The organism is Serratia sp. NA_13, from assembly GCF_052691735.1.
Map to the genome: position 1 here is coordinate 160109 of NZ_JBQZFV010000005.1, position 20630 is coordinate 180738.

A 20630-nucleotide genomic window follows, 5' to 3' on the forward strand; every position below is an offset into this window, starting at 1 on the left:
GATGGAAGAACAAACCCAAAAAGGCTTCTGGTATGCCGACTGGTCATTCCCGATTTTTGTTGGCCTGCTCTCGTCCGGCGTGTTCGCCGGGACGCACATGTACTACCTGTACGGTATCGGTGCCTTTAACGAAGTGGCCTTCGTTTCCATGCTGCGGGCCGGAATGGATACCGGCATTTATGGCGCGGTAGCGGCATTTGGTGCCAGCTTCCTATTTGCGCGCATCATCGAAGGCTCGCTGGTAGGGATCCTGGACATTGGTGGTGCAATCCAGACCGGTGTAGGCCTGGGAGTGCCGGCACTGTTGCTCGGGGCAGGCATTATCTTCCCGGTTGCCAACTTTGTCGCCTCGCTGATCACCGGCCTGGTGATAGGTCTGGCGATTGGCTACCTGATCATTCTGGCGCGTAAATTTACCATCAACCAGAGCAACTCCACCTACGGGGCGGACGTGATGATGGGCGCAGGTAACTCCTCCGGTCGTTTCCTGGGGCCGTTGATCATCCTGTCGGCGATGACCGCCTCGATTCCGATTGGCATTGGTTCATTGCTCGGGGCACTGCTGTTCTATATCTGGAATAAGCCAATCACCGGCGGGGCGATCCTCGGGGCGATGCTGTTAGGGGCTATTTTCCCGGTAGCCATCGCTTAAATGCGACTGTGATTGTTGGGGAGCGGCATGCCGCTCCCCTGCTTGAAAAGGAGTAATGCAGTATGTATGACTTAGTAATCAGACGCGCCAGACTGGCGGATGGCCGACTGGTCGATTTGGCGGTTCAGGACGGCAAGATTGCCGAGATCGGGCAACTGGCCGAAGACGTTCGCGCGCATCGGCTATGGGATCTGGCGGGCAATCACCACCTGAGTGCCGGCTGGATCGACTCTCACGTGCATTGCTACCCTTCCTCGCCGATTTACCATGACGAACCGGATTTGGTCGGCACTGCCTGTGGCGTCACTACGGTAGTTGACGCTGGTAGCACCGGCACTGACGATGTAGATACGTTTTATGCACTGACGCGCCGTGCTAAAACCAACGTTTTTGCCTTCCTGAATATTTCGCGCATCGGTCTGTTGAGACAGAACGAATTGGCAGACCTGGCTGATATCGATAAGCAGAAAGTCAGCCAGGCGATCGGTGAACACCCGGGTTTTATCATTGGTATCAAGGCGCGTATGAGCAGCAGCGTGGTCGGCCAGAATGGTACCCGGCCGTTGGTGCTTGCCAAAGAGATCCAACGGGAAAATAACCAATTGCCGCTGATGGTGCATATCGGTAATAACCCTCCGGATCTCGATGAGATCGCCGATCTGCTGACCCGTGGCGACATTATTACCCACTGCTACAACGGCAAGCCAAATCGTATCCTGACCCCGGCGGGCACGCTGCGTGATTCTATCCAGCGTGCGCTACAGCGCGGTGTGTTGCTCGACGTTGGCCACGGCAGTGCCAGCTTCAGTTTTGAGGTCGCCCGGCAGGCGATATCACTGGGCATTTTGCCGCATACCATCAGTTCCGATATTTACTGCCGCAACCGCATGGCCGGGCCGGTACACAGCCTGGCGACGGTGATGTCCAAATTCTTCAGCGTCGGGTTGTCGCTGCCGCAGGTGATCGCCTGCGTGACTGAGAATGCTGCGTCGGCGCTACGCCTGGTCAATAAGGGCCGGCTCGAAGTGGGTTGTGACGCCGATTTCACCCTGTTTGATCTCCGCCAGGGGCCGCAGGTGTTTGCCGATTCAGAAGGGCAATCGGCAGCCGGCCAACAGTTGCTGGTTCCGCTGGCCGCGGTGGTGGCCGGGGAAATCCTATTAACCGATGAAGGGAAAGCCGCTCATGTCTTCGATTTATGAAAAATATAATTTAAAACAAGTCATTAATACTTCAGGCCGTATGACCATGCTTGGCGTGTCCACACCGCGTCAGGACGTTATTGACGCGGTTGACTATGGCCTGAATAACTATTTTGAAATCAAGGATCTGGTCGACAAGACCGGGGCCTATATCGCCAATCTGTTGAATGTCGAAAATGCGGTGATCGTTTCCTGCGCCTCGGCAGGCATCGCCCAGTCGGTGGCGGCACTGATCGTCAAAGATGACGCCAACCTGTTGGTGAATTTGCACTTTGCGCCGATTACCGTACCGCGCGAAATCGTGTTGCCGCGTGGCCATAACGTCAACTTCGGCGCACCGGTCGACACCATGGTGGCGCTGGGTGGCGGCAAAGTGGTCGAGGCGGGTTATGCCAACGAGTGTTCTGCTGAGCAGCTCGAAGCCAGCATCACGCCGCAGACCGCCGCTATTCTCTATATCAAGTCGCACCACTGCGTGCAGAAAAGCATTCTTTCCGTTGAACAGGCGGTGGTGGTGGCGCGTAAGCATAACCTGCCACTGATCGTCGACGCTGCGGCGGAAGAAGATTTGCTGTGTTACTACCAGATGGGGGCCGACCTGGTGATTTACAGCGGTGCCAAAGCCATCGAAGGCCCCACCAGCGGGTTGGTTATTGGCAAGAAGCAATACGTCGAGTGGGTGAAGCTGCAATCCGGCGGCATCGGTCGGGCGATGAAAGTGGGCAAAGAGGGGATCCTCGGCCTGACGCAGGCGATCGAAAGCTATCTGACGTTGGAGAAAACCACCGGTCAGCAAATGGTGGAAAGAATGACGCCGTTTATCGACAGCCTGAACACCCTGACCGGCATCAGCGCCAAAACCGTCTGGGACAGTGCCGGCCGCGATATTGCGCGGGCAGAGATCACTTTTGACGAAGCGGTGCTTGGGCGTTCGACCTACGACATCGTGCAGGCGCTGAAAACCGGCGATATCGCTATCTACTTCCGTGGCTATAAGGCCAACGAAGGCAAGATTGAAGTGGATGTGCGCAGCGTTGATCAGCAACAGCTGATGACCGTCTTCACCTGTATTAAAAATCTGTTCACGGAGAAACAAGCATGAAGCTGCAACCTAACTACTATCGCGATCGCGTGTGCCTCAACGTATTGGCCGGCTCGAAAGACAATGCGCAGGACATTTATGCGGCGGCGGAAGGGCACGTGCTGGTGGGCGTTCTGTCCAAGAATTACCCGGACGTCGACAGCGCGGTGGCAGACATGCAGCGCTATGCGCGGCTGATTGAAAATGCGCTGTCGGTGGGGCTGGGCGCGGGAGATCCGAAACAATCGGCGATGGTCAGCCTGATTTCTCAGCAGGTGCAGCCACAACATGTAAACCAGGTGTTTACCGGTGTCGGTGCCAGCCGCGCGCTGCTGGGCCAAAATGACAGCGTGGTCAATGGCCTGGTGTCACCTACCGGCCGAGTCGGCTGGGTGAAAATCTCGACCGGCCCGCTGAGTGCTGCGGCACCGGACGGCATTGTGCCGGTGGAAACCGCCATTGCCCTGTTAAAGGATATGGGTGGCAGCTCAATCAAATATTTCCCGATGGGCGGGCTGGCGTGCAAAGAAGAATACCAGTATGTGGCCCAGGCCTGCGCCGAACATGACTTTATGCTGGAGCCGACCGGTGGCATTGATCTGGAAAATTTTGAGCCGATCGTCGAGATCGCACTGGCTGCGGGTGTGAAACGGGTGATCCCACATATCTACAGCTCCATCATCGACTCTGCTACTGGCAACACTCGCCCACAGGACGTTAAAACCCTGCTGGCAATCACCAAAAAACTGGTCGGGTAAACGCATTATCGGATGACGTAAGGCAGGGAGGCGACAGGCTTTGTATCCACCGGCGCGGGCATTCCGCGCCGCTATCTATCATAAGGATAACTATGCGAAACTGGCAGTCTCCAACCCTACGCACCGCGTTAACCCTGGCGTTACTGGCGATGACCAGCCCGGTGCTGCATGCTGAGGATGCAATGAAATCTACGTCATCTCATTTTGCTTATATCGGTACCTACAATCCTAACGGTGAAGGCGTTTACCGGGTGCAGGTTGACTCGGCCAGCGGTGCGTTGAGCGCCAGAACGCTGGTCAGCAAGCAGGCCAACCCGGCACAGCTCACCGTGGATGCCAAAGGCCAGACGTTGTATGTTGCCAGCGAAGTGGCAGATTTTAACGGTACTAAACACGGCGGCATCATCGCTTACCGCATCAATCCATCCGATGGTAATCTGACTCAGCTTAATCAGGTCGATTCCCAAGGCGCAGGGCCGGTATATCTTTCTCCGACGCCTAACGGCCGTTATCTGCTGGTAGCGAACTACGTCAGCGGTACCGTGGCGGCCTTCCCGCTGGAGAGCGATGGTAGGCTGGGTAACGCTAGCTCGGTACAGCAACAGCAAGGGCCCGCAGGTGCCGGCAAGCCGGAGGGCGCGGTGGAAGGCAGTTTTGCCATCAGCGATCACAATGGGCCGCATGCGCATATGATCGCCAGCGATCCGAGTGGCAAGTTTGTGTTTTCTACCGATCTGGGGCTGGATCGGATCTACCAGTGGCGCTTTGACGATGCCAGTGGCCAACTGGCACCGAACGATCCGCCGTGGATCGCCGCATCTTCTGCTGGTGCCGGCCCGCGTCACTTTGTCTTCCATCCGGACGGCAAAACTGTACTGCTGGTGAATGAAGAGGCTTCAACGCTGGCCAGTTACCGTTTCGACAGCCAGAAAGGAACTTTGAAACAGTTACATGTCGTTTCTTCGCTGCCTGCCGATTATAAGGGGACCAACTTTGCTGCCGGGTTGGTTCTGAGCGAAGACGGGAAAAATCTGTATGTCGCCAACCGGCTACATAACAGCATTGCGCAGTTCAGCATCGATAACGATGGAGAGTTGCACGCGGTGGCGGAAACCTGGACGCGCGGCGATTATCCACGATCCCTGACGCTAAGCCCGGACGGTCGTTATCTGTATGCCATGAACCAACGCAGCGATAATGTCACCCGTTTTGGCGTGGATAAGGCCAGCGGCAAACTCAGCTTTGTTGAAGGCTATACGCCGGTGGGCAGCCCTTCGCAAATGGTGTTCTTGCCGGTGGCGAAGTAACCCGTTGCCCGCCTGATTCCCCTGGCGGGCACCTTAATTGACGGAATGAGAATGGTGCGATTTCCCTACCCGCGTTTAGCCTATCTGTTTGATGCTTTGCAGTCTGAGACTTTGCCACAGGAAGAGCTGGCGAAGCGCTTCGCCGTGTCCACCCGAACCGTGCGCGCCGACATTACCGCGCTGAATGATATTCTGGGAAACTACGGCGCTCACTTTGTGCATAGCCGTGGGGCGGGTTATCGCCTGCAGGTCGATGACGCCGCGTTGTTTAGCGCACTGCAACATCAGGAACGTAAAAAACACGCTACGCCACGCAGCGCCCAGGAACGGGTGCACTATCTGCTGATTCGTTTTTTGACCTCAGCCTTTTCTCTGAAGCTTGAAGATTTAGCCGATGAATGGTTTGTCAGCCGCGGCACGCTGCAAAACGACATGGCTGAGGTGAGAGAGCGTCTGGCGCACTACCAGTTGACAATTGAAACCAAACCGCGCTACGGCATGAAGCTGTTTGGTTCGGAGATGGCGATCCGCGCCTGTCTGACCGATCTGTTATTCCAATTGCATCTGGCCGATGCCGAAAATCCACTGCTCAACAATGAGATCCTGCGGCAACCGCAGGTGGTGACCTTTGCCGGTTTGCTGCATCCGTTGCTGTCGCAATATGCCATTCGTCTGACGGACGAAGGTGAGCAGTATCTGATTTTCTACTGTGCAGTGGCGCTGCGACGCATTACCGATGGCTATCCGTTGCCGGACTTTGACGTTGAGGACGGGGATGACGCCGTGCGCAAGGTTTCGACCTGGCTGGCCGGGGAACTGCGCAAAGCCAGTGGCAAAGAGATATCAATAGCGGAAGAGGCCTACCTGCGGGTGAACATCGCCGCGCGGCGGGTACAGGAGGTGCAACCTACCGAGATCAACGCCGACGATGAAGAAGCGCTGGTGGATTACATTCTGTCGTACATCAACGCGCACTATAACTACAATCTGCAGGGTGACAAGCAGCTGCGAGCCGATCTGCTGACCCATATCAAGACCATGATCACCCGGGTGAAATATCAGATTAATATCCCCAACCCATTGCTGGCGAACATTAAGCAACACTACCCGATGGCCTATGACGTGACGCTGGCCGCGGTCTCCAGCTGGGGAAAATATACGCCTTACACCTTGAGTGAAAACGAGATTGGTTATCTGGTACTGCACATTGGCGTTGGGCTGGAGCGGCATTACAACATTGGCTATGAGCGACATCCGCAGGTGATGCTGGTGTGCGATACCGGTAACTCGACGGTGCGGATGATCCAGGCGCAGATCGCGCGCAAATACCCACAGCTGGTGATGACGCGCATCGTTTCGCTGCGTGATTACGAGGTACTCAAGCATATCGACGAAGACTTCGTTATTTCCAATGCGCGGATCAGCGAAAAGAACAAGCCGGTGGTGGTGATGTCGCCGTTCCCGACCGAATACCAGCTCGAACAGCTTGGCAAACTGGTGCTGGTGGATCGCACCAAGCCCTATATGCTGGAGAAGTTTTTCGACGCCGAGCATTTTATGCTGGTCAATGAACCGCTGACCCAGGCGGAATTATTCCAGAAGGTGTGTAGCCAGCTTGAATGCGAAGGCTATGTTGGCGAAGATTTCTATCCGTCGGTGGTGGAGCGCGAGGCGATTGTTTCTACACTGCTGGGTGAAGGGATAGCATTGCCGCACTCGCTGGGGTTGCTGGCGAAGAAAACCGTAGTGGTGACGCTGCTGGCACCGCAGGGGGTGGTCTGGGGTGAAGGTGAAATTGCTCACGTGATTTTCTTACTGGCAATCAGCAAAAGCGATTACGAAGAGGCGATGGCAATCTACGATCTGTTCGTTACCTTTGTGCGCGAACGTTCGATGAGTCGCCTGTTGGGCAGTGACAATTTCGACAGCTTCAAGGCGGTAGCGCTGGACTGTTTAAGCCGGATTTAGTGGGGAATTACAGGGAGTCAGCGAGAGGGGGCCCCGTATGCGACACCCCAAGCTACTAGTCTTCGTCAAAACCGGAATTGATCAACTCAATTACCGCCGCCAGTGCTTTCGCTTCATCCGGGCCGGTGGCTTCCACTTCGATATGACGCCCCTGCGCGGAGTCCAGCATCAGCAGCGCAATCACGCTGCTGGCCTCGGCCTCGGTGCCGCTGTCGTTGCGTAGCATCACCTCGGCATCAAAGCTCTGTACCAGCTCAAACAGCTTCATCGCCGGGCGCGCGTGCATGCCCAGCTTGTTTTTGATTTCAACCGTTTGTTTGACCGTCATTGTTTGCGTTTTTCCAGCGTGCGGTGGCGTGACTGCACGTTTTTACCGCGTGAGCGGAAGTAGTCGGCCAACTGTTCTGCCACGTAGACTGAACGGTGCTTACCGCCGGTACAACCAATGGCGACCGTCAGGTAGCTGCGGTTGTTGGTTTCCAGCATCGGCAACCACTGTTCGAGATAGCTGCGGGTCTGGTAGATAAAGTTGTGCACTTCAGTGTGGCGATCGAGGAACGAGGCGACAGGTTTATCTAGGCCTGTCATTGGGCGCAGTTTCGGATCCCAGTGCGGGTTAGGCAGGAAGCGTACGTCGAACACATAATCGGCGTCGATTGGAATACCGTGCTTAAAGCCGAAGGATTCGAACACCATGGTCAGTTCGCGCTCGCGTTTGCCCAACAGGCGGGTACGCAGCATTTCGGCCAGTTCATGCACTGACATTTCCGAGGTATCGATGATCAGATCGGCCCTGGAGCGCAGTGGCTCAAGCAGGTCGCTCTCTTCATCGATGGCGCTTTCCAGCGACAGGTTCTTGCTCGATAGCGGGTGCAGACGGCGAGTATCACTGTAGCGGCGGATCAGCGTATTACGGTCGGCATCGAGGAACAGCAATTGCGGCGAAAAGCTGTCCGGCAGTTGGGTCATCGCATATTCAAACACTTCCGGCGATTCCGGCATGTTACGTACGTCGATGCTTACCGCAGCAGAGCTATTGCGTTCCGCCAGCGTATTGGCAAGCTGCGGCAGCAGTACCACGGGCAGGTTATCAACGCAGTAAAAACCCATGTCTTCCAGCGCCCGCAAAGCGACGGATTTCCCTGAACCGGAACGGCCGCTGACAATCATCAGCACCATGTGGCAACTCCCCCTGGCATCTCAGTGGCGTTTATCGCCACCGTTAGAAACTTTAGGATCCCTGTCCGAACCGGGACCCATCGTGGCTAAACAGTATCGTTATCCGGGCTGGAAGTCACGCCAGCCGGGCGTTACTCGGTGATGATTTGGTAAAGCTCTTCGTCACTTTGCGCCGCACGCAGGCGACGACATACGGTTTTGTCGGCCAGGCGTTTGGCGACCAGCGACAGAGTATGCAAATGGGTTTTACATTGGTCGGCAGGGACCAGTAAGGCAAACAGCAGATCGACCGGCTGGTTATCAATGGCGTCAAAGGCGATAGGTTGGTCGAGACGGATAAACACGCCAACGGCCCGCAGTGTGTCCTCTTCCAGTTTGCCGTGGGGAATAGCGATACCATTGCCGATACCGGTACTGCCCATACGCTCGCGGGTGAGAACCGCGTCAAACACTACCTGTGATGACAGGTTGAGCTGCTTTGCGGCCAGTTCGCTGATAATTTCCAAAGCCCGTTTCTTGCTGGTGCAGTGGACGGAGCTTCTGGTGCACTCGATATTTAACACCGAGCTTAATTGCATTGTTTCGTTGTTCATCTCATCTTCACTTAAAATCACACCAGCAAGCAGGAGGCTTGTGAGGTGATTTTTCGCCTTGTTTAACCCTTGATGGCTTATCGGCGCGATACCCTTACAGGCAACGCGCCGATGGCCGAGGCTACGTTTGAGCCGTACCCGCTGACGGAAACGGCCCAGAATGTCAGTGTTGCTTCAGTTTGTCTTTATGTTTGTTCAATTGACGCGCCAGTTTGTCGATCAGGGAGTCAATTGCGGCATACATGTTCTCGTCTTCCGAGGTGGCGTGCAACTCGCCTCCATTCACGTGCACCGTCGCTTCCGCAATCTGCTGCACTTTTTCCACACTAAGCACGACATACACCTGATTTATGCGGTCAAAATACTGTTCGAGTTTGGCGAACTTGGTGTTCACGAACTCGCGCATAGGTTCGGTGATCTCGATGTGGTGTCCGGTAATGTTGAGCTGCATAATGTCTTCCTTCTCAATAGAGGTCAAACCAACTGTTTACGTTGGTTGGACGGCGGGATGGACAAAGACTCTCGGTACTTGGCGACGGTGCGCCGCGCCACGATGATCCCCTGGTCGGAGAGCAGGGTGGCCAGCTTGCTGTCGCTGAGCGGTTTGGCGGGGTTTTCCGCCGCGATCATTTTCTTCACCACTGCCCGGATCGCCGTAGAGGAGGCTTCGCCCCCGCTGTCGGTATTCACATGGCTGGAGAAGAAATATTTCAATTCGAAAATGCCGCGCGGACTGTGCAAAAATTTCTGCGTGGTCACACGTGAAATTGTCGATTCATGCATCTCCACGGCTTGGGCTATATCTGCCAGCACCATGGGCTTCATAAATTCTGCACCCTGTTCAAAGAACGCCTGTTGCTGCTCGACGATGCAGCGCGAAACCTTCAGCAGAGTGTCGTTTCGGCTTTCCAGACTTTTGATCAGCCACTTCGCTTCCTGCAAATTGCTACGGATGTACTGGCCGTCACTGTCGTTACGGGCGCTATTGCCCATCGCGGCGTACTGCTGGTTGATCTTCAAGCGTGGAATGCTGTCGCTGTTGAGCTCAACCGTCCAGACATTTTGCACTTTTCGCACCAGCACGTCCGGGATCACATACTCGGATTCGCCGGTGTTGATTGACTGACCCGGACGGGGATCCAATGACTGGATCAGCAACATCGCTTCTTTCAGTGTATCTTCTTTTGAGCGCGTTGTTCGCATCAGGCTGCGAAAGTCGTGGTTAGCCAGCAGGTCCAGATGCTCGCTGATGATCAGGCGTGCTTCAGCCAGATAGGGCGTGTCTTTAGCGTACTGGGAAAGCTGAACCAGCAGACAATCGCGCAGGTCGCGCGCGGCGACGCCAACCGGATCAAAACGCTGTACGCGCTTCAATACCGCTTCGACTTCGTCCATTGTCACATTCTCGTCACCCAGGCTCTCCAGAATGTCTTCCAGCGGCACGGTGAGATAGCCGGTGTCATCAACGGCGTCGACAATTGAGGTGGCAATAGCGGCATCGGTATCAGAAAACGGCGTCAGATCCACTTGCCACATCAGGTAATCCTGCAGGGTCTGGGTAGTCTCGCCCTGATAAACCGGGAGCTCATCGTCACTGTAATCGGTGCGGGTACCGGACGGCGTGCCGGCGGTGTAGATTTCGTCCCAGGTGGCGTCGAGCGGCAGCTCTTCGGGCATGTCCTTTTGTTCCAACGCCTCGCGGGTATCCAAACCTTCGGTTTCGACAGTTTCTTTGGTGTCGACTTCTTCGTGCAGGTCGCTCTGTTCAAGCAATGGGTTGCTCTCTAACGCCAGCTGTATCTCCTGCTGGAGCTCAAGCGTGGACAACTGCAGCAGGCGGATAGCCTGCTGGAGCTGGGGGGTCATGGCCAGTTGTTGGCTAAACCTGAGTTGCAAACCTTGCTTCATAATCTTCAGTCTACTTCCGTTAACAGTCGTCCATCAGGACGCGCTGGTACTCAGAGGCGGAATTCTTCGCCCAGATAAACGCGTTTCACCTGCTCATCGACCAGAATAGCATCCGGCGTGCCGTGGGCAATCAGTTTGCCTTGGCTGACGATATAGGCGCGTTCACACACGTCCAGCGTTTCGCGCACGTTATGGTCGGTGATCAGCACGCCCAGGCCGCTGTCACGCAAGTGCTCGATAATTTTTTTAATGTCGATAACGGAAATCGGGTCAACCCCGGCGAACGGCTCATCCAGCAGGATGAATTTCGGGTTGGCCGCCAGCGCACGGGCGATCTCGACGCGGCGGCGTTCACCACCGGACAGTGCCTGGCCCAGGTTGTCGCGAAGGTGGGTGATATGGAATTCTTCCATCAGCTCTAGCGCACGGTCTGCTCGCTGCTCGCTGCTGAGATCTTCACGGATCTCCAGCACGGCCATCAGGTTGTCATACACGCTGAGGCGGCGGAAGATGGATGCTTCCTGCGGCAAATAGCCGATGCCACGGCGCGCACGGGCGTGCAGCGGCAGCAGGCTGATGTCTTCTTCGTCAATCACGATACGCCCGGCATCACGCTGAACGATACCCACCACCATGTAGAAGGTGGTGGTCTTGCCGGCGCCGTTTGGCCCCAGCAGGCCGACGATCTCGCCGGATTTCACTTTCAGGCTGACGTCTTCAACAACTTTTCGGCCCTTGTAGGCTTTCGCCAGGTTTTCTGCGATGAGTGTAGCCATAAGTGATTAGTTACTCTTCTTTTGCCCGTTTTTGTCTTGCAACTGCGACGGTACCAGAACCGTAGTCACGCGTTTGCCTTTGTCGCTAAACGCCTGCATTTGCTGCTGTTGCACCAGATAGGTGATGCGATCGCCTTTTACGTTGCTGTCGAGCTGCTCCAGATAGGCATTCCCGGTCAGGGTCACCAACTGCGACGCGACATCGTAACGGACCTTCTGCGCGTGGCCTTTCACCGGCTTGCCGCTGTCTTGCATCTGATAGAAGGTCACCGGGTTGCCAAAGGCTTCGATATAAGTTTTGTTCTGATCGCCGCCTGGTCGTGTTACCACCACCTTGTCGGCCTTGATATCGATAGTGCCTTGCTTGATCACCACATTATCGGTAAAGGTGCTGACGTTGCTCTGCATATCCAGAGACTGTTTCAGCGAGTCGATGCTTACCGGTTGGCTGGAGTCGGACTTCAGCGCCCAGGCGGGTGCGCTGGCGGCCAAAATCAAGCTACCGATCAAAAGATTACGGCTTTGTTTGTTGGTTCTGAATTTCATAGTTGGTCTTAACCTTATCAATCAGCTCAGCGGTTTTGGCCCGCAGGTTCCCACGCATTTTCATGCCGTTAGAGGTGAAGTTCGTCCCATAGAGCGTCACTTCGTCATCCGAAGCCACATCCTGGGTCACCAGGTTCACCTGAGCATTGTCTGTTTTAATTTTTTCCAGCTGTGAGGTGGTGGTCAGGCTGTTCACCTCGACATGGCCGTAAAGATACAGCATCCGGTCTTTAGTCAGTTTGGCGCGATCTGCGCGAACTGACCAGGTGGCCACCGCGTTTTCATCAAACAGCGTCATCACTGGCTGGGTAAACCAGCTTAATTCGTCGGCCTCATAGTACTTTACGTCTTCCGCCACCAGCTTATAGCTCAGCTTGCCGGTCGGATTGTACACTATGGTGACCGTGTGCTGGCTCTGATAAGTCGGGTCCTGGCTGTTAACCGGCCCCGGCGTGGCATCATCATTGACATCCGTCATGTTCCAGCCAATCAGTGCCAATGCGATCACCGCCAGCAGGATGGTGATCCAAAGTTTGGTTTTACTCATATCGACAGCCCTTTGGCGTCCTCCAGCTTGTTCTGAGCCAAAAGAATAATGTCACACAGCTCGCGTACCGCACCGCGGCCGCCGGCGATGCGGGTAATATAGTGGGCTCGTGGCAGTAGCAGAGGATGCGCATCGGCTACCGCGACTGCCAGGCCAACCTGAGCCATCACCGGCCAGTCGATCAGGTCGTCGCCGATATAGGCTACCTGATCTGCCGTTAGCGACAGTGTATCCAACAGTTCGCGGAAGGCCAAAAGCTTATCGGATTGCCCCTGATAAAGATGGGTAATACCGAGGGTATTCGCGCGGTCTTCCAGGAGTTTGGCGGAGCGGCCGGTGATAATTGCCACTTCAATATCCGAGGTTTTCAGGCAGCGAATGCCGTAACCGTCGCGCACGTTAAACGCTTTTAGTTCTTCACCGTTGTTGCCCATGAAAATCAGGCCGTCTGACAGCACGCCATCGACATCACAAATCAGCAGACGGATTTTACCGGCGCGCGCCATGACGTCTTGTTCTACAGGTCCGTAGCAGGTTTCAACCAGACTCATTGAGTTCCCTCAGGTTTTTTATAAATCAGGCACCATTGGCGTAGCCAGTTTGGTGGCGGACAGCGCGGAGAAACCGCAGCGTACACGTAGTACGTGAGGATTTCGAGCACTGCCCAACGCCAAAATGGCAAGTAAAATGGCCTGAAAATCAAACGACGCCGGCGCGCAGCATGTCATGCATATGTACCACACCCAGCAACTGGTCGCCATCGGCAACCAGCACCGAGGTGATATGACGTTGCTGCATCAGGTTCAGCGCGTCGACCGCCAGCAGGTTCGGACGTACTCGCACGCCACCGAGGGTCATAACATCGACGATCCTGGCCTCGTTGAGATTGATACCCATATCAAAAATCCGGCGCAGGTCACCATCGGTAAAGATACCGGCGATCTTCATCAGCTCGTCACAGATGACCGTCATGCCCAGATTTTTTCGGGTGATTTCCAGCAGCGCGTCGCGCAGCGATGCATCAGCGCTGACGTGGGGAATTTCATCGCCGCTGTGCATGATATCACTCACGCGCAGCAGCAGTCGGCGGCCCAGAGCGCCACCAGGGTGTGACAACGCAAAATCTTCCGGCGTGAAACCGCGGGCTTTCAGCAGGGCGACGGCTAACGCATCGCCCATCACCAGGGTGGCGGTGGTGCTGGTGGTCGGTGCCAGGCCGAGCGGACAGGCTTCCTGTGGCACCTTGATGCACAGGTGAATATCCGCCGCCTTGCCCATCGAGCTTTCCGGATTGTTGGTCATGCAGATCAGCGGGATTTGCTGGCGCTTCAATACCGGGATCAGCGCCTGGATTTCGTTGGACTCGCCGGAGTTGGAGATGGCGAGCACAATATCCTGCGCAGACACCATGCCCAGGTCACCGTGGCTGGCTTCCGCAGGGTGAACAAAGAACGAAGGCGTACCGGTGCTGGCGAAGGTAGCGGCAATCTTGCAGCCGATATGGCCGGATTTACCCATGCCCATCACCACCACTTTACCGGTGCATTCGGCGATCAACTCGCAGGCGCGGGTAAAGTCCGCATTGATGTATTGGCTGAGCTGGGCCAGCCCGTCACGCTCAATCTGCAGCACTTCTTTGCCCGCCTGCTGAAAATCAAAGCCTGGTTGCAACTGAATGTTCGACATACTCATTCCCGCCCGTCGGTTTAGCCGAAAGTACTGAAAGGGTTAAAAAACAGCACAGCAAGATATGCAATAAAGCCACATAATAACAGAGCCCCTGCCAGATGACCGATGCGATGTTTACGCCCTGCGCACAAGGCGGTGAGCACAATGCTGACCGCCAGCATCACCCAGTAATCGCGGTGGAAGGCGGCGCCATCGACACTGCCAGGGGACAGCAGTGCGGGGACACCCAGCACTATCACCGTATTGAAAATGTTGGAGCCGATGATATTGCCAATCGCCATATCATCCTCACCCTTTAGTGCTCCGGCGATGGAGGTGGCCAGTTCCGGCAGGCTGGTGCCGACAGCGATAAGGGTTAGGCCGACCACCAGTTCACTCATACCGAAAAAGTGCGCGATCACCGTGGCGTTATCGACCACCATTTTGGAAGACAGCGGCAGAATGATAAACGCCAGCACCAGCCACAGCACCGCCACGGTGTTGCTGCTGTCCTGCGGTAGTTCGGCCATTTGTTCCACGGTCAGGCTGTCGTTGCCTTCACGCTGTGCCAGCCGGGCAATTTTCAACATCAACAGAATGAAGACGGCGGCGGCGGCCAACAGCACCACGCCATCCAGCCGACTTAACGTGCCGTCCATCAGCACGAAACCGCACAATACTGTGACCGCCAACATCAGCGGCAGTTCGCGACGCAATACTTCAGAACGCGCAGCCAGCGGGTGGATCAGCGCGGCAACACCAAGGATCAATAATATATTGGTGATGTTGGAACCTATTACGTTTCCCACCGCCATATCTATCTGCCCGTTCAGTGCGGCGGTGGTCGAAACAAACAGTTCCGGCAGCGAAGTGCCGATGCCGACGATGGTCATGCCGATAATCAGCGGTGGTACACCAAGTGAACGAGAAATCACCGCAGCACCGTAAACTAAGCGGTCTGCGCCATACACCAGTAAAAATAAACCAACGATTAATAAAACTATCGCGAGAAACATGCAGGGTCCTTTGTTGGGTATTATCCCGGTTCGTTGGTTAAAAGCCGTAATTCGGCTATCTTGCTTTGCCCTCCGTTGCGCAGGCTAAAGCCGCAGCAACGGGATTTCCCGGCTAATATATGAACGCTTTCGTTTTTTTCGTTATGATGCCAATTTTGACCGTCTGCAGCCTAAAAGTAAAATTAGGCTGTGCTTCTCCTTGTGCGTGAGCACCGCTGGTGGCAATTTGAGTGCGCAGCAAGGCGCGAGTCGTGAGATTTGGTGTGCCAAATAAGCGGCTCGTAACACAGGGGCGCGCTCAAATGGCCCCAGCCCTTAAGGTCGCGCCCCAAAAGCCCGTACTCTGCGTTGTCGGGCTTGAACGTAGGTCCACTATGCCCATCACCTTCCGCCTTGATTACGGACTTTTGGGTCTGCGACGGTGCCACGCACAAGGAGAAGCACAGCCTTAGCGCACCATTGGTAACGAAATGCCGGTAAGTTTTTGTAAAGATGAGACGCATTGCGCCCGTTGCTTTAACATCGCGGGTAGATTTGGCAAAAATAAGCCGCAAAGGATCCATTAACATGCACCAGAAGGCAGAGAATCTGGTCGAAGTTCGCGATATGACTTTTTCGCGTGGCGATCGACTAATATTCGAAGACATCAACCTGACGGTTCCCCGTGGCAAGGTGACGGCGATCATGGGGCCGTCCGGTATTGGTAAAACAACGCTCCTGCGTCTGATTGGCGGCCAGTTGACACCGGACAGCGGTGAGATCTGGTTTGATGGCGACGACATTCCCGCCTTGTCCCGCCATCAGCTATATGAAGCACGTAAGAAAATGAGCATGCTGTTCCAGTCAGGCGCGCTGTTCACCGATCTGACGGTGTTTGAAAACGTGGCTTATCCGCTGCGTGAACACAGTCGCTTACCGGAGCCTATTTTGCGCAGTACGGTAATGATGAAGCTGGAGGCGGTCGGACTGCGTGGCGCGGCCGAGCTGATGCCCAATGAGTTGTCCGGCGGTATGGCGCGGCGTGCGGCACTGGCGCGGGCGATTGCGCTCGACCCGGAGATGATCATGTTCGACGAACCTTTCGTCGGCCAGGATCCGATCACCATGGGTGTGTTGGTTAAGTTGATCGATGAGCTCAATCACGCGCTGGGCATCACCTGCATTGTGGTTTCGCATGATGTACCGGAGGTGCTGAGTATCGCCGACTACGCGTACATTGTTGCCGATCATCGGGTGATTGCCGAAGGCACGGCGCAAGAATTACAGAACAATCCTGATGCACGCGTGCGCCAGTTCCTGGATGGTATTGCCGATGGGCCGGTGCCTTTCCGTTATCCGGCCGGCGATTACCAGGCCGAGTTGTTAGGTTTAGGGAGTAAATAAGCTGATGTTATTACAGGCGTTAGCGTCGTTAGGACGCCGTGGCATCAACACCAGCGCCAGCTTTGGGCGCGCCGGATTGATGCTGTGGGGCGCGCTGGTCGGGCGGCCCGAGCCGCGCAAACAGTGGCCGTTGCTGCTCAAGCAAATGCACAGTGTGGGCGTGCAATCACTGCTGATTATCATGGTTTCCGGATTGTTTATCGGCATGGTACTGGGGCTACAGGGCTATTTGGTGCTTACCACCTACAGTGCCGAAGCCAGCCTGGGCATGATGGTGGCGCTGTCGCTGCTGCGTGAACTGGGGCCGGTGGTGACGGCACTGCTGTTTGCCGGCCGCGCCGGTTCCGCGCTGACGGCCGAAATTGGCCTGATGAAGGCGACCGAACAAATCTCCAGCCTGGAAATGATGGCGGTCGACCCGCTGCGGCGTATTGTCGCGCCACGCTTCTGGGCCGGTTTGCTCAGCATGCCTCTGCTGACGATTATCTTCGTCGCGGTGGGCATCTGGGGCGGAGCGATAGTCGGCGTGGATTGGAAGGGCATCGACAGCGGCTTCTTCTGGTCGGCGATGCAGGGCGCGGTGGAGTGGAGAAAAGACTTGCTCAACTGCCTGATCAAGAGCGTGGTATTCGCCATCACCGTGACCTGGATTGCCATTTTCAATGGGTATGATGCGGTGCCGACCTCTGAAGGGATTAGCCGGGCAACGACCCGTACCGTGGTACATTCGTCACTGGCGGTGTTGGGATTGGATTTCGTGCTGACAGCACTGATGTTTGGGAATTGATTCGATGCAAACTAAGAAGAGTGAAATCTGGGTTGGGGCATTTATGCTGATTGCGCTGTGCGCCGTCGTGTTTTTGTGCCTGCAAGTGGCGAACATTAAGTCGATCGGTAACGAGCCGACCTACCGTATTTACGCGACCTTCGATAATATCGGTGGTCTGAAAGCACGTTCACCAGTGAAAATCGGCGGCGTGGTGATTGGCCGAGTGGCCAATATCTCGCTCGATCCTAAAACTTATACCCCGCGCGTTGCCCTGGATATCCAGGATAAATTCAACCAGATACCGGATACCAGCTCGCTGGCGATCCGCACCTCCGGCCTGCTGGGGGAGCAATATCTGGCACTGAACGTCGGTTTTGAAGACCCGGATATGGGGACTACCATCCTGAAAGATGGCGGTACTATTCAGGACACCAAATCAGCCATGGTTCTGGAAGATCTGATCGGCCAGTTCTTGTATAAGAGCGGCGGCCAGGATAACGCAGATAAAGCGGGAGACGCGGCTGCCAGCCCGGCTGCCGGTACTGCGCCGCAACCTGCTGCCCCTATTCATTAAAAGAGGAAGCCTGCATGTTTAAACGTTTACTTATGGTCGCCCTGCTGGTGGTTGCGCCGCTGGCGAATGCGGTCGATCAAACCAATCCTTACAGCCTGATGCAGGACGCGGCTCAAAAGACCTTTAACCGTCTGAAAACCGAGCAGCCGAAAATCAAGCAGGATCCCAACTACCTGCGTTCCGTGGTGCATCAGGAGTTGATGCCTTTTGTACAGGTTAAATACGCCGGTGCGCTGGTGCTGGGCCGTTATTACAAAGAAGCGACTCCGGCGCAGCGTGAAGCTTACTTCACCGCATTCCAGGCCTACCTGGAACAGGCCTACGGCCAGGCGTTGGCGATGTACCACGGCCAGACTTACCAGATCGAACCTGAAAAGCCGCTGGATAATGCCGATATCGTTGCCATCCGCGTGGCCATCATTGACCAAGGCGGTCGTCCGCCGGTGCGTCTGGACTTCCAGTGGCGCAAAAACAGCAAGACCGGTTACTGGCAGGCGTATGACATGATCGCCGAAGGCGTCAGCATGATCACCACCAAGCAAAACGAGTGGGCATCTACTCTGCGTACCCAAGGGATTGACGGCCTGACCAAACAACTGCAGGTGGCGGCGCAGCGTCCAATCACGCTGGATCAGAAAAACTGATGACCGCGCTCAGCTTTGAATCGCAGCAGCAGACTCTGATCCTGCGCGGTGAACTGGATCGGGAAACTCTGTTGTCGCTGTGGGAACAGCGGGAAACGTTGCTGGCGGATAAAACTGTCATCGACGTTACGCAATTGCAGCGTGTGGACTCTTCCGGGCTGGCATTGCTGGTACATCTGCGTGAACAGCAGCATCAGCGCGGCGTGGAATTAAAAATTTCTGGTGCCAGCGATCGCCTGAAAACCTTGATCACGCTGTACAACCTGCAAGCAATAATGCCTGTTGATACCGCTGGTTAGCCCGACTTTCGACTGGCTAAAGACGGTTTCTCCTCAGAAAGCCCCTGTTACACAGGGGCTTTTTCTTTAGTTTAAGAAAACGTCTGATTCCACTAAGATGTCAGGCTGATTATGATCCTTTTGATGCAGAACTGGATACTATGGAAAATAACGAGATTAAAGATGTGCTGATGCGAGCATTGGCACTGGATGAAGCACATGTTACCGGTGACGGTAGCCATTTTCAGGTGATCGTGGTCGGCGAGCTGTTTGCCGCCATGAGCCGCGTCAAGAAACAACAGACGGTGTATGCACCGCTGATGGAATACATTGCGGACAACCGGATCCATGCCTTGTCGATCAAGGCGTACACCCCAGAAGAGTGGCAGCGAGACCGCAAACTCAACGGATTTTAAGGCTGTTTGCCCAGCGGGGCGGGCAGCATCAGTTCAGATAATAGAGAGTAGTCAAATGGATAAATTTCGTGTGCAGGGCCGGACCCGCCTAAGCGGTGAAGTTGCTATTTCCGGGGCCAAAAATGCTGCCCTGCCGATCCTGTTCGCCGCATTATTAGCGGAAGAGCCGGTCGAGCTGCAGAATGTCCCGAAGCTGAAGGACATCGATACCACCATTAAGCTACTCAACCAGTTAGGCACCAAAATTGAGCGTAACGGTTCCGTCTTCGTTGATGCAAGCGGCGTGAACGAATTCTGCGCGCCGTATGATCTGGTGAAGACCATGCGTGCTTCTATCTGGGCTTTGGGGCCGTTGGTCGCTCGTTTTGGTCGTGGTCAGGTTTCCCTGCCGGGGGGGTGTGCGATCGGCGCTCGTCCGGTTGATCTGCATATTACGGGTCTGGAACAGCTGGGGGCAGAGATCAAACTGGAAGAAGGTTACGTAAAAGCTTCCGTTGACGGCCGCCTGAAGGGTGCACACATCGTGATGGACAAGGTGAGCGTTGGTGCCACCGTTACCATCATGAGCGCCGCCACCCTGGCGACCGGTACTACCGTGATTGAGAACGCCGCACGTGAGCCGGAAATTGTCGATACCGCCAACTTCCTTAACACGCTGGGTGCGAAAATTACCGGAGCCGGCAGTGACCGCATCACCATCGAGGGGGTTGAGCGCCTGGGAGGCGGTGTTTATCGCGTTTTGCCTGACCGTATCGAAACCGGTACCTTCCTGATCGCTGCCGCGGTTTCCGGTGGTAAAGTGATGTGCCGTGATACCCGTCCAGATACGCTGGATGCCGTACTGGCCAAACTGCGTGAAGCCGGTGCGGATATCGAAGTAGGCGAAGACTGGATCAGTCTGGACATGCATGGCAAACGTCCGAAAGCAGTGACCATTCGCACCGCGCCACACCCGGGATTCCCGACCGATATGCAGGCCCAGTTCAGCTTGCTGAATCTGGTTGCGGAAGGCACCGGTGTGATCACCGAGACCATCTTTGAAAACCGCTTTATGCACGTGCCAGAATTGATCCGTATGGGCGCACACGCCGAGATCGAGAGCAATACCGTGATTTGTCACGGCGTTGAGCAGCTGTCCGGTGCTCAGGTGATGGCGACCGATTTACGCGCTTCAGCCAGCCTGGTGATTGCCGGTTGCATCGCCGATGGCGTGACCGTTGTCGATCGTATCTATCATATTGACCGTGGCTATGAGCGCATCGAAGACAAGCTGCGTGCGCTGGGTGCGAATATCGAGCGTGTGAAAGGCGAATAATCTGTTGGATGCCGGGGGCTCCCCCGGCGCAATGCAGTATTGGAGGGCTC

At 55.5% G+C, this 20630-nt stretch carries 24 protein-coding genes; 13 read left to right on the forward strand and 11 right to left on the reverse strand.

Annotated elements, in window-relative coordinates; genetic code table 11:
• Position 1 precedes the first annotated feature (1 nt).
• The 6 genes from ACUTSU_RS10505 (at position 2) to ACUTSU_RS10530 (ending at position 6968) form a co-directional block, all read left to right on the forward strand.
• Positions 2-652: a DUF4310 family protein gene (locus tag ACUTSU_RS10505; protein ID WP_445654148.1), complete on the forward strand. Its 651-nt coding sequence runs from the start codon at positions 2-4 to the stop codon at positions 650-652.
• Between the two features lie 62 nt (positions 653-714).
• A complete protein-coding gene (locus tag ACUTSU_RS10510) occupies positions 715-1854 on the forward strand; it encodes an amidohydrolase/deacetylase family metallohydrolase (protein WP_445654128.1) in 1140 nt (379 codons plus the stop codon).
• On the forward strand, positions 1838-2956 hold the full coding sequence (locus ACUTSU_RS10515; protein WP_445654129.1) for a DgaE family pyridoxal phosphate-dependent ammonia lyase: 1119 nt from the start codon (positions 1838-1840) through the stop codon (positions 2954-2956). The genes ACUTSU_RS10510 and ACUTSU_RS10515 overlap by 17 nt, the downstream gene beginning before the upstream one ends.
• Positions 2953-3693 (forward strand): 2-dehydro-3-deoxy-phosphogluconate aldolase, encoded by a 741-nt coding sequence (gene dagF, locus ACUTSU_RS10520; protein WP_130382137.1) that lies wholly within the window; start codon positions 2953-2955, stop codon positions 3691-3693. The genes ACUTSU_RS10515 and dagF overlap by 4 nt, the downstream gene beginning before the upstream one ends.
• A 92-nt stretch (positions 3694-3785) precedes the next feature.
• Entirely contained in the window at positions 3786-5000 is a 1215-nt protein-coding gene (locus tag ACUTSU_RS10525) for a lactonase family protein (protein ID WP_445654130.1), read from the forward strand.
• Between the two features lie 51 nt (positions 5001-5051).
• Positions 5052-6968: a BglG family transcription antiterminator gene (locus tag ACUTSU_RS10530; protein ID WP_445652083.1), complete on the forward strand. Its 1917-nt coding sequence runs from the start codon at positions 5052-5054 to the stop codon at positions 6966-6968.
• Between the two features lie 55 nt (positions 6969-7023).
• Here ACUTSU_RS10530 and npr read toward each other — a convergent pair whose 3' ends face one another.
• The 11 genes from npr to ACUTSU_RS10585 form a co-directional block, all read right to left on the reverse strand.
• Positions 7024-7296: a PTS phosphocarrier protein NPr gene (gene npr, locus ACUTSU_RS10535; protein WP_012147066.1), complete on the reverse strand. Its 273-nt coding sequence runs from the start codon at positions 7294-7296 to the stop codon at positions 7024-7026.
• Positions 7293-8147: an RNase adapter RapZ gene (gene rapZ / locus ACUTSU_RS10540; RefSeq protein ID WP_012147065.1), complete on the reverse strand. Its 855-nt coding sequence runs from the start codon at positions 8145-8147 to the stop codon at positions 7293-7295. The genes npr and rapZ overlap by 4 nt, the downstream gene beginning before the upstream one ends.
• A gap of 131 nt (positions 8148-8278) precedes the next feature.
• A complete protein-coding gene (gene ptsN / locus ACUTSU_RS10545; RefSeq protein WP_012147064.1) occupies positions 8279-8740 on the reverse strand; it encodes a PTS IIA-like nitrogen regulatory protein PtsN in 462 nt (153 codons plus the stop codon).
• Between the two features lie 163 nt (positions 8741-8903).
• Positions 8904-9191 carry a ribosome hibernation promoting factor gene (gene hpf, locus ACUTSU_RS10550; RefSeq protein WP_445652082.1) on the reverse strand — a complete coding sequence of 96 codons (288 nt, stop codon included), beginning with the start codon at positions 9189-9191 and terminating at the stop codon, positions 8904-8906.
• 23 nt (positions 9192-9214) lie between these two features.
• Positions 9215-10648, reverse strand: coding sequence for an RNA polymerase factor sigma-54 (gene rpoN / locus ACUTSU_RS10555; RefSeq protein ID WP_445654131.1), 1434 nt, complete (start codon positions 10646-10648; stop codon positions 9215-9217).
• Between the two features lie 50 nt (positions 10649-10698).
• The gene (lptB, locus tag ACUTSU_RS10560) at positions 10699-11424 is read right to left on the reverse strand and encodes an LPS export ABC transporter ATP-binding protein (protein WP_445652080.1); all 726 of its coding nucleotides are present in this window, start codon (positions 11422-11424) and stop codon (positions 10699-10701) included.
• 6 nt (positions 11425-11430) lie between these two features.
• Positions 11431-11970, reverse strand: coding sequence for a lipopolysaccharide ABC transporter substrate-binding protein LptA (gene lptA, locus ACUTSU_RS10565; RefSeq protein ID WP_445652079.1), 540 nt, complete (start codon positions 11968-11970; stop codon positions 11431-11433).
• The gene (gene lptC, locus ACUTSU_RS10570; protein ID WP_135318174.1) at positions 11939-12517 is read right to left on the reverse strand and encodes an LPS export ABC transporter periplasmic protein LptC; all 579 of its coding nucleotides are present in this window, start codon (positions 12515-12517) and stop codon (positions 11939-11941) included. Before lptC ends, lptA begins: the two co-directional genes overlap by 32 nt.
• The gene (gene kdsC / locus ACUTSU_RS10575; protein ID WP_017894144.1) at positions 12514-13068 is read right to left on the reverse strand and encodes a 3-deoxy-manno-octulosonate-8-phosphatase KdsC; all 555 of its coding nucleotides are present in this window, start codon (positions 13066-13068) and stop codon (positions 12514-12516) included. Before kdsC ends, lptC begins: the two co-directional genes overlap by 4 nt.
• 148 nt (positions 13069-13216) lie before the next feature.
• Positions 13217-14203: an arabinose-5-phosphate isomerase KdsD gene (gene kdsD, locus ACUTSU_RS10580; protein ID WP_445654132.1), complete on the reverse strand. Its 987-nt coding sequence runs from the start codon at positions 14201-14203 to the stop codon at positions 13217-13219.
• A 20-nt stretch (positions 14204-14223) separates the two neighbouring features.
• Positions 14224-15201, reverse strand: coding sequence for a calcium/sodium antiporter (locus ACUTSU_RS10585; RefSeq protein ID WP_445652077.1), 978 nt, complete (start codon positions 15199-15201; stop codon positions 14224-14226).
• A 567-nt stretch (positions 15202-15768) separates the two neighbouring features.
• Between ACUTSU_RS10585 and mlaF the strand changes: the two genes are divergently transcribed.
• From mlaF to murA, 7 genes are all read left to right on the forward strand, one after another.
• On the forward strand, positions 15769-16584 hold the full coding sequence (gene mlaF / locus ACUTSU_RS10590) for a phospholipid ABC transporter ATP-binding protein MlaF (RefSeq protein WP_135318170.1): 816 nt from the start codon (positions 15769-15771) through the stop codon (positions 16582-16584).
• Positions 16585-16588: 4 nt separating this feature from the next.
• Entirely contained in the window at positions 16589-17371 is a 783-nt protein-coding gene (gene mlaE / locus ACUTSU_RS10595) for a lipid asymmetry maintenance ABC transporter permease subunit MlaE (protein WP_445652076.1), read from the forward strand.
• A gap of 4 nt (positions 17372-17375) precedes the next feature.
• A complete protein-coding gene (gene mlaD / locus ACUTSU_RS10600; protein WP_012147054.1) occupies positions 17376-17927 on the forward strand; it encodes an outer membrane lipid asymmetry maintenance protein MlaD in 552 nt (183 codons plus the stop codon).
• Positions 17928-17941: 14 nt separating this feature from the next.
• Positions 17942-18571, forward strand: a complete 630-nt coding sequence (mlaC, locus tag ACUTSU_RS10605) for a phospholipid-binding protein MlaC (protein WP_445652075.1) — start codon at positions 17942-17944, stop codon at positions 18569-18571.
• Positions 18571-18870, forward strand: a complete 300-nt coding sequence (gene mlaB / locus ACUTSU_RS10610) for a lipid asymmetry maintenance protein MlaB (RefSeq protein WP_445652074.1) — start codon at positions 18571-18573, stop codon at positions 18868-18870. The genes mlaC and mlaB overlap by 1 nt, the downstream gene beginning before the upstream one ends.
• 140 nt (positions 18871-19010) lie before the next feature.
• Positions 19011-19265: a BolA family iron metabolism protein IbaG gene (ibaG, locus tag ACUTSU_RS10615; protein WP_012147051.1), complete on the forward strand. Its 255-nt coding sequence runs from the start codon at positions 19011-19013 to the stop codon at positions 19263-19265.
• Positions 19266-19320: 55 nt separating this feature from the next.
• Positions 19321-20580, forward strand: coding sequence for a UDP-N-acetylglucosamine 1-carboxyvinyltransferase (gene murA, locus ACUTSU_RS10620; RefSeq protein WP_012147050.1), 1260 nt, complete (start codon positions 19321-19323; stop codon positions 20578-20580).
• The last annotated feature ends 50 nt before the right edge of the window (positions 20581-20630 follow it).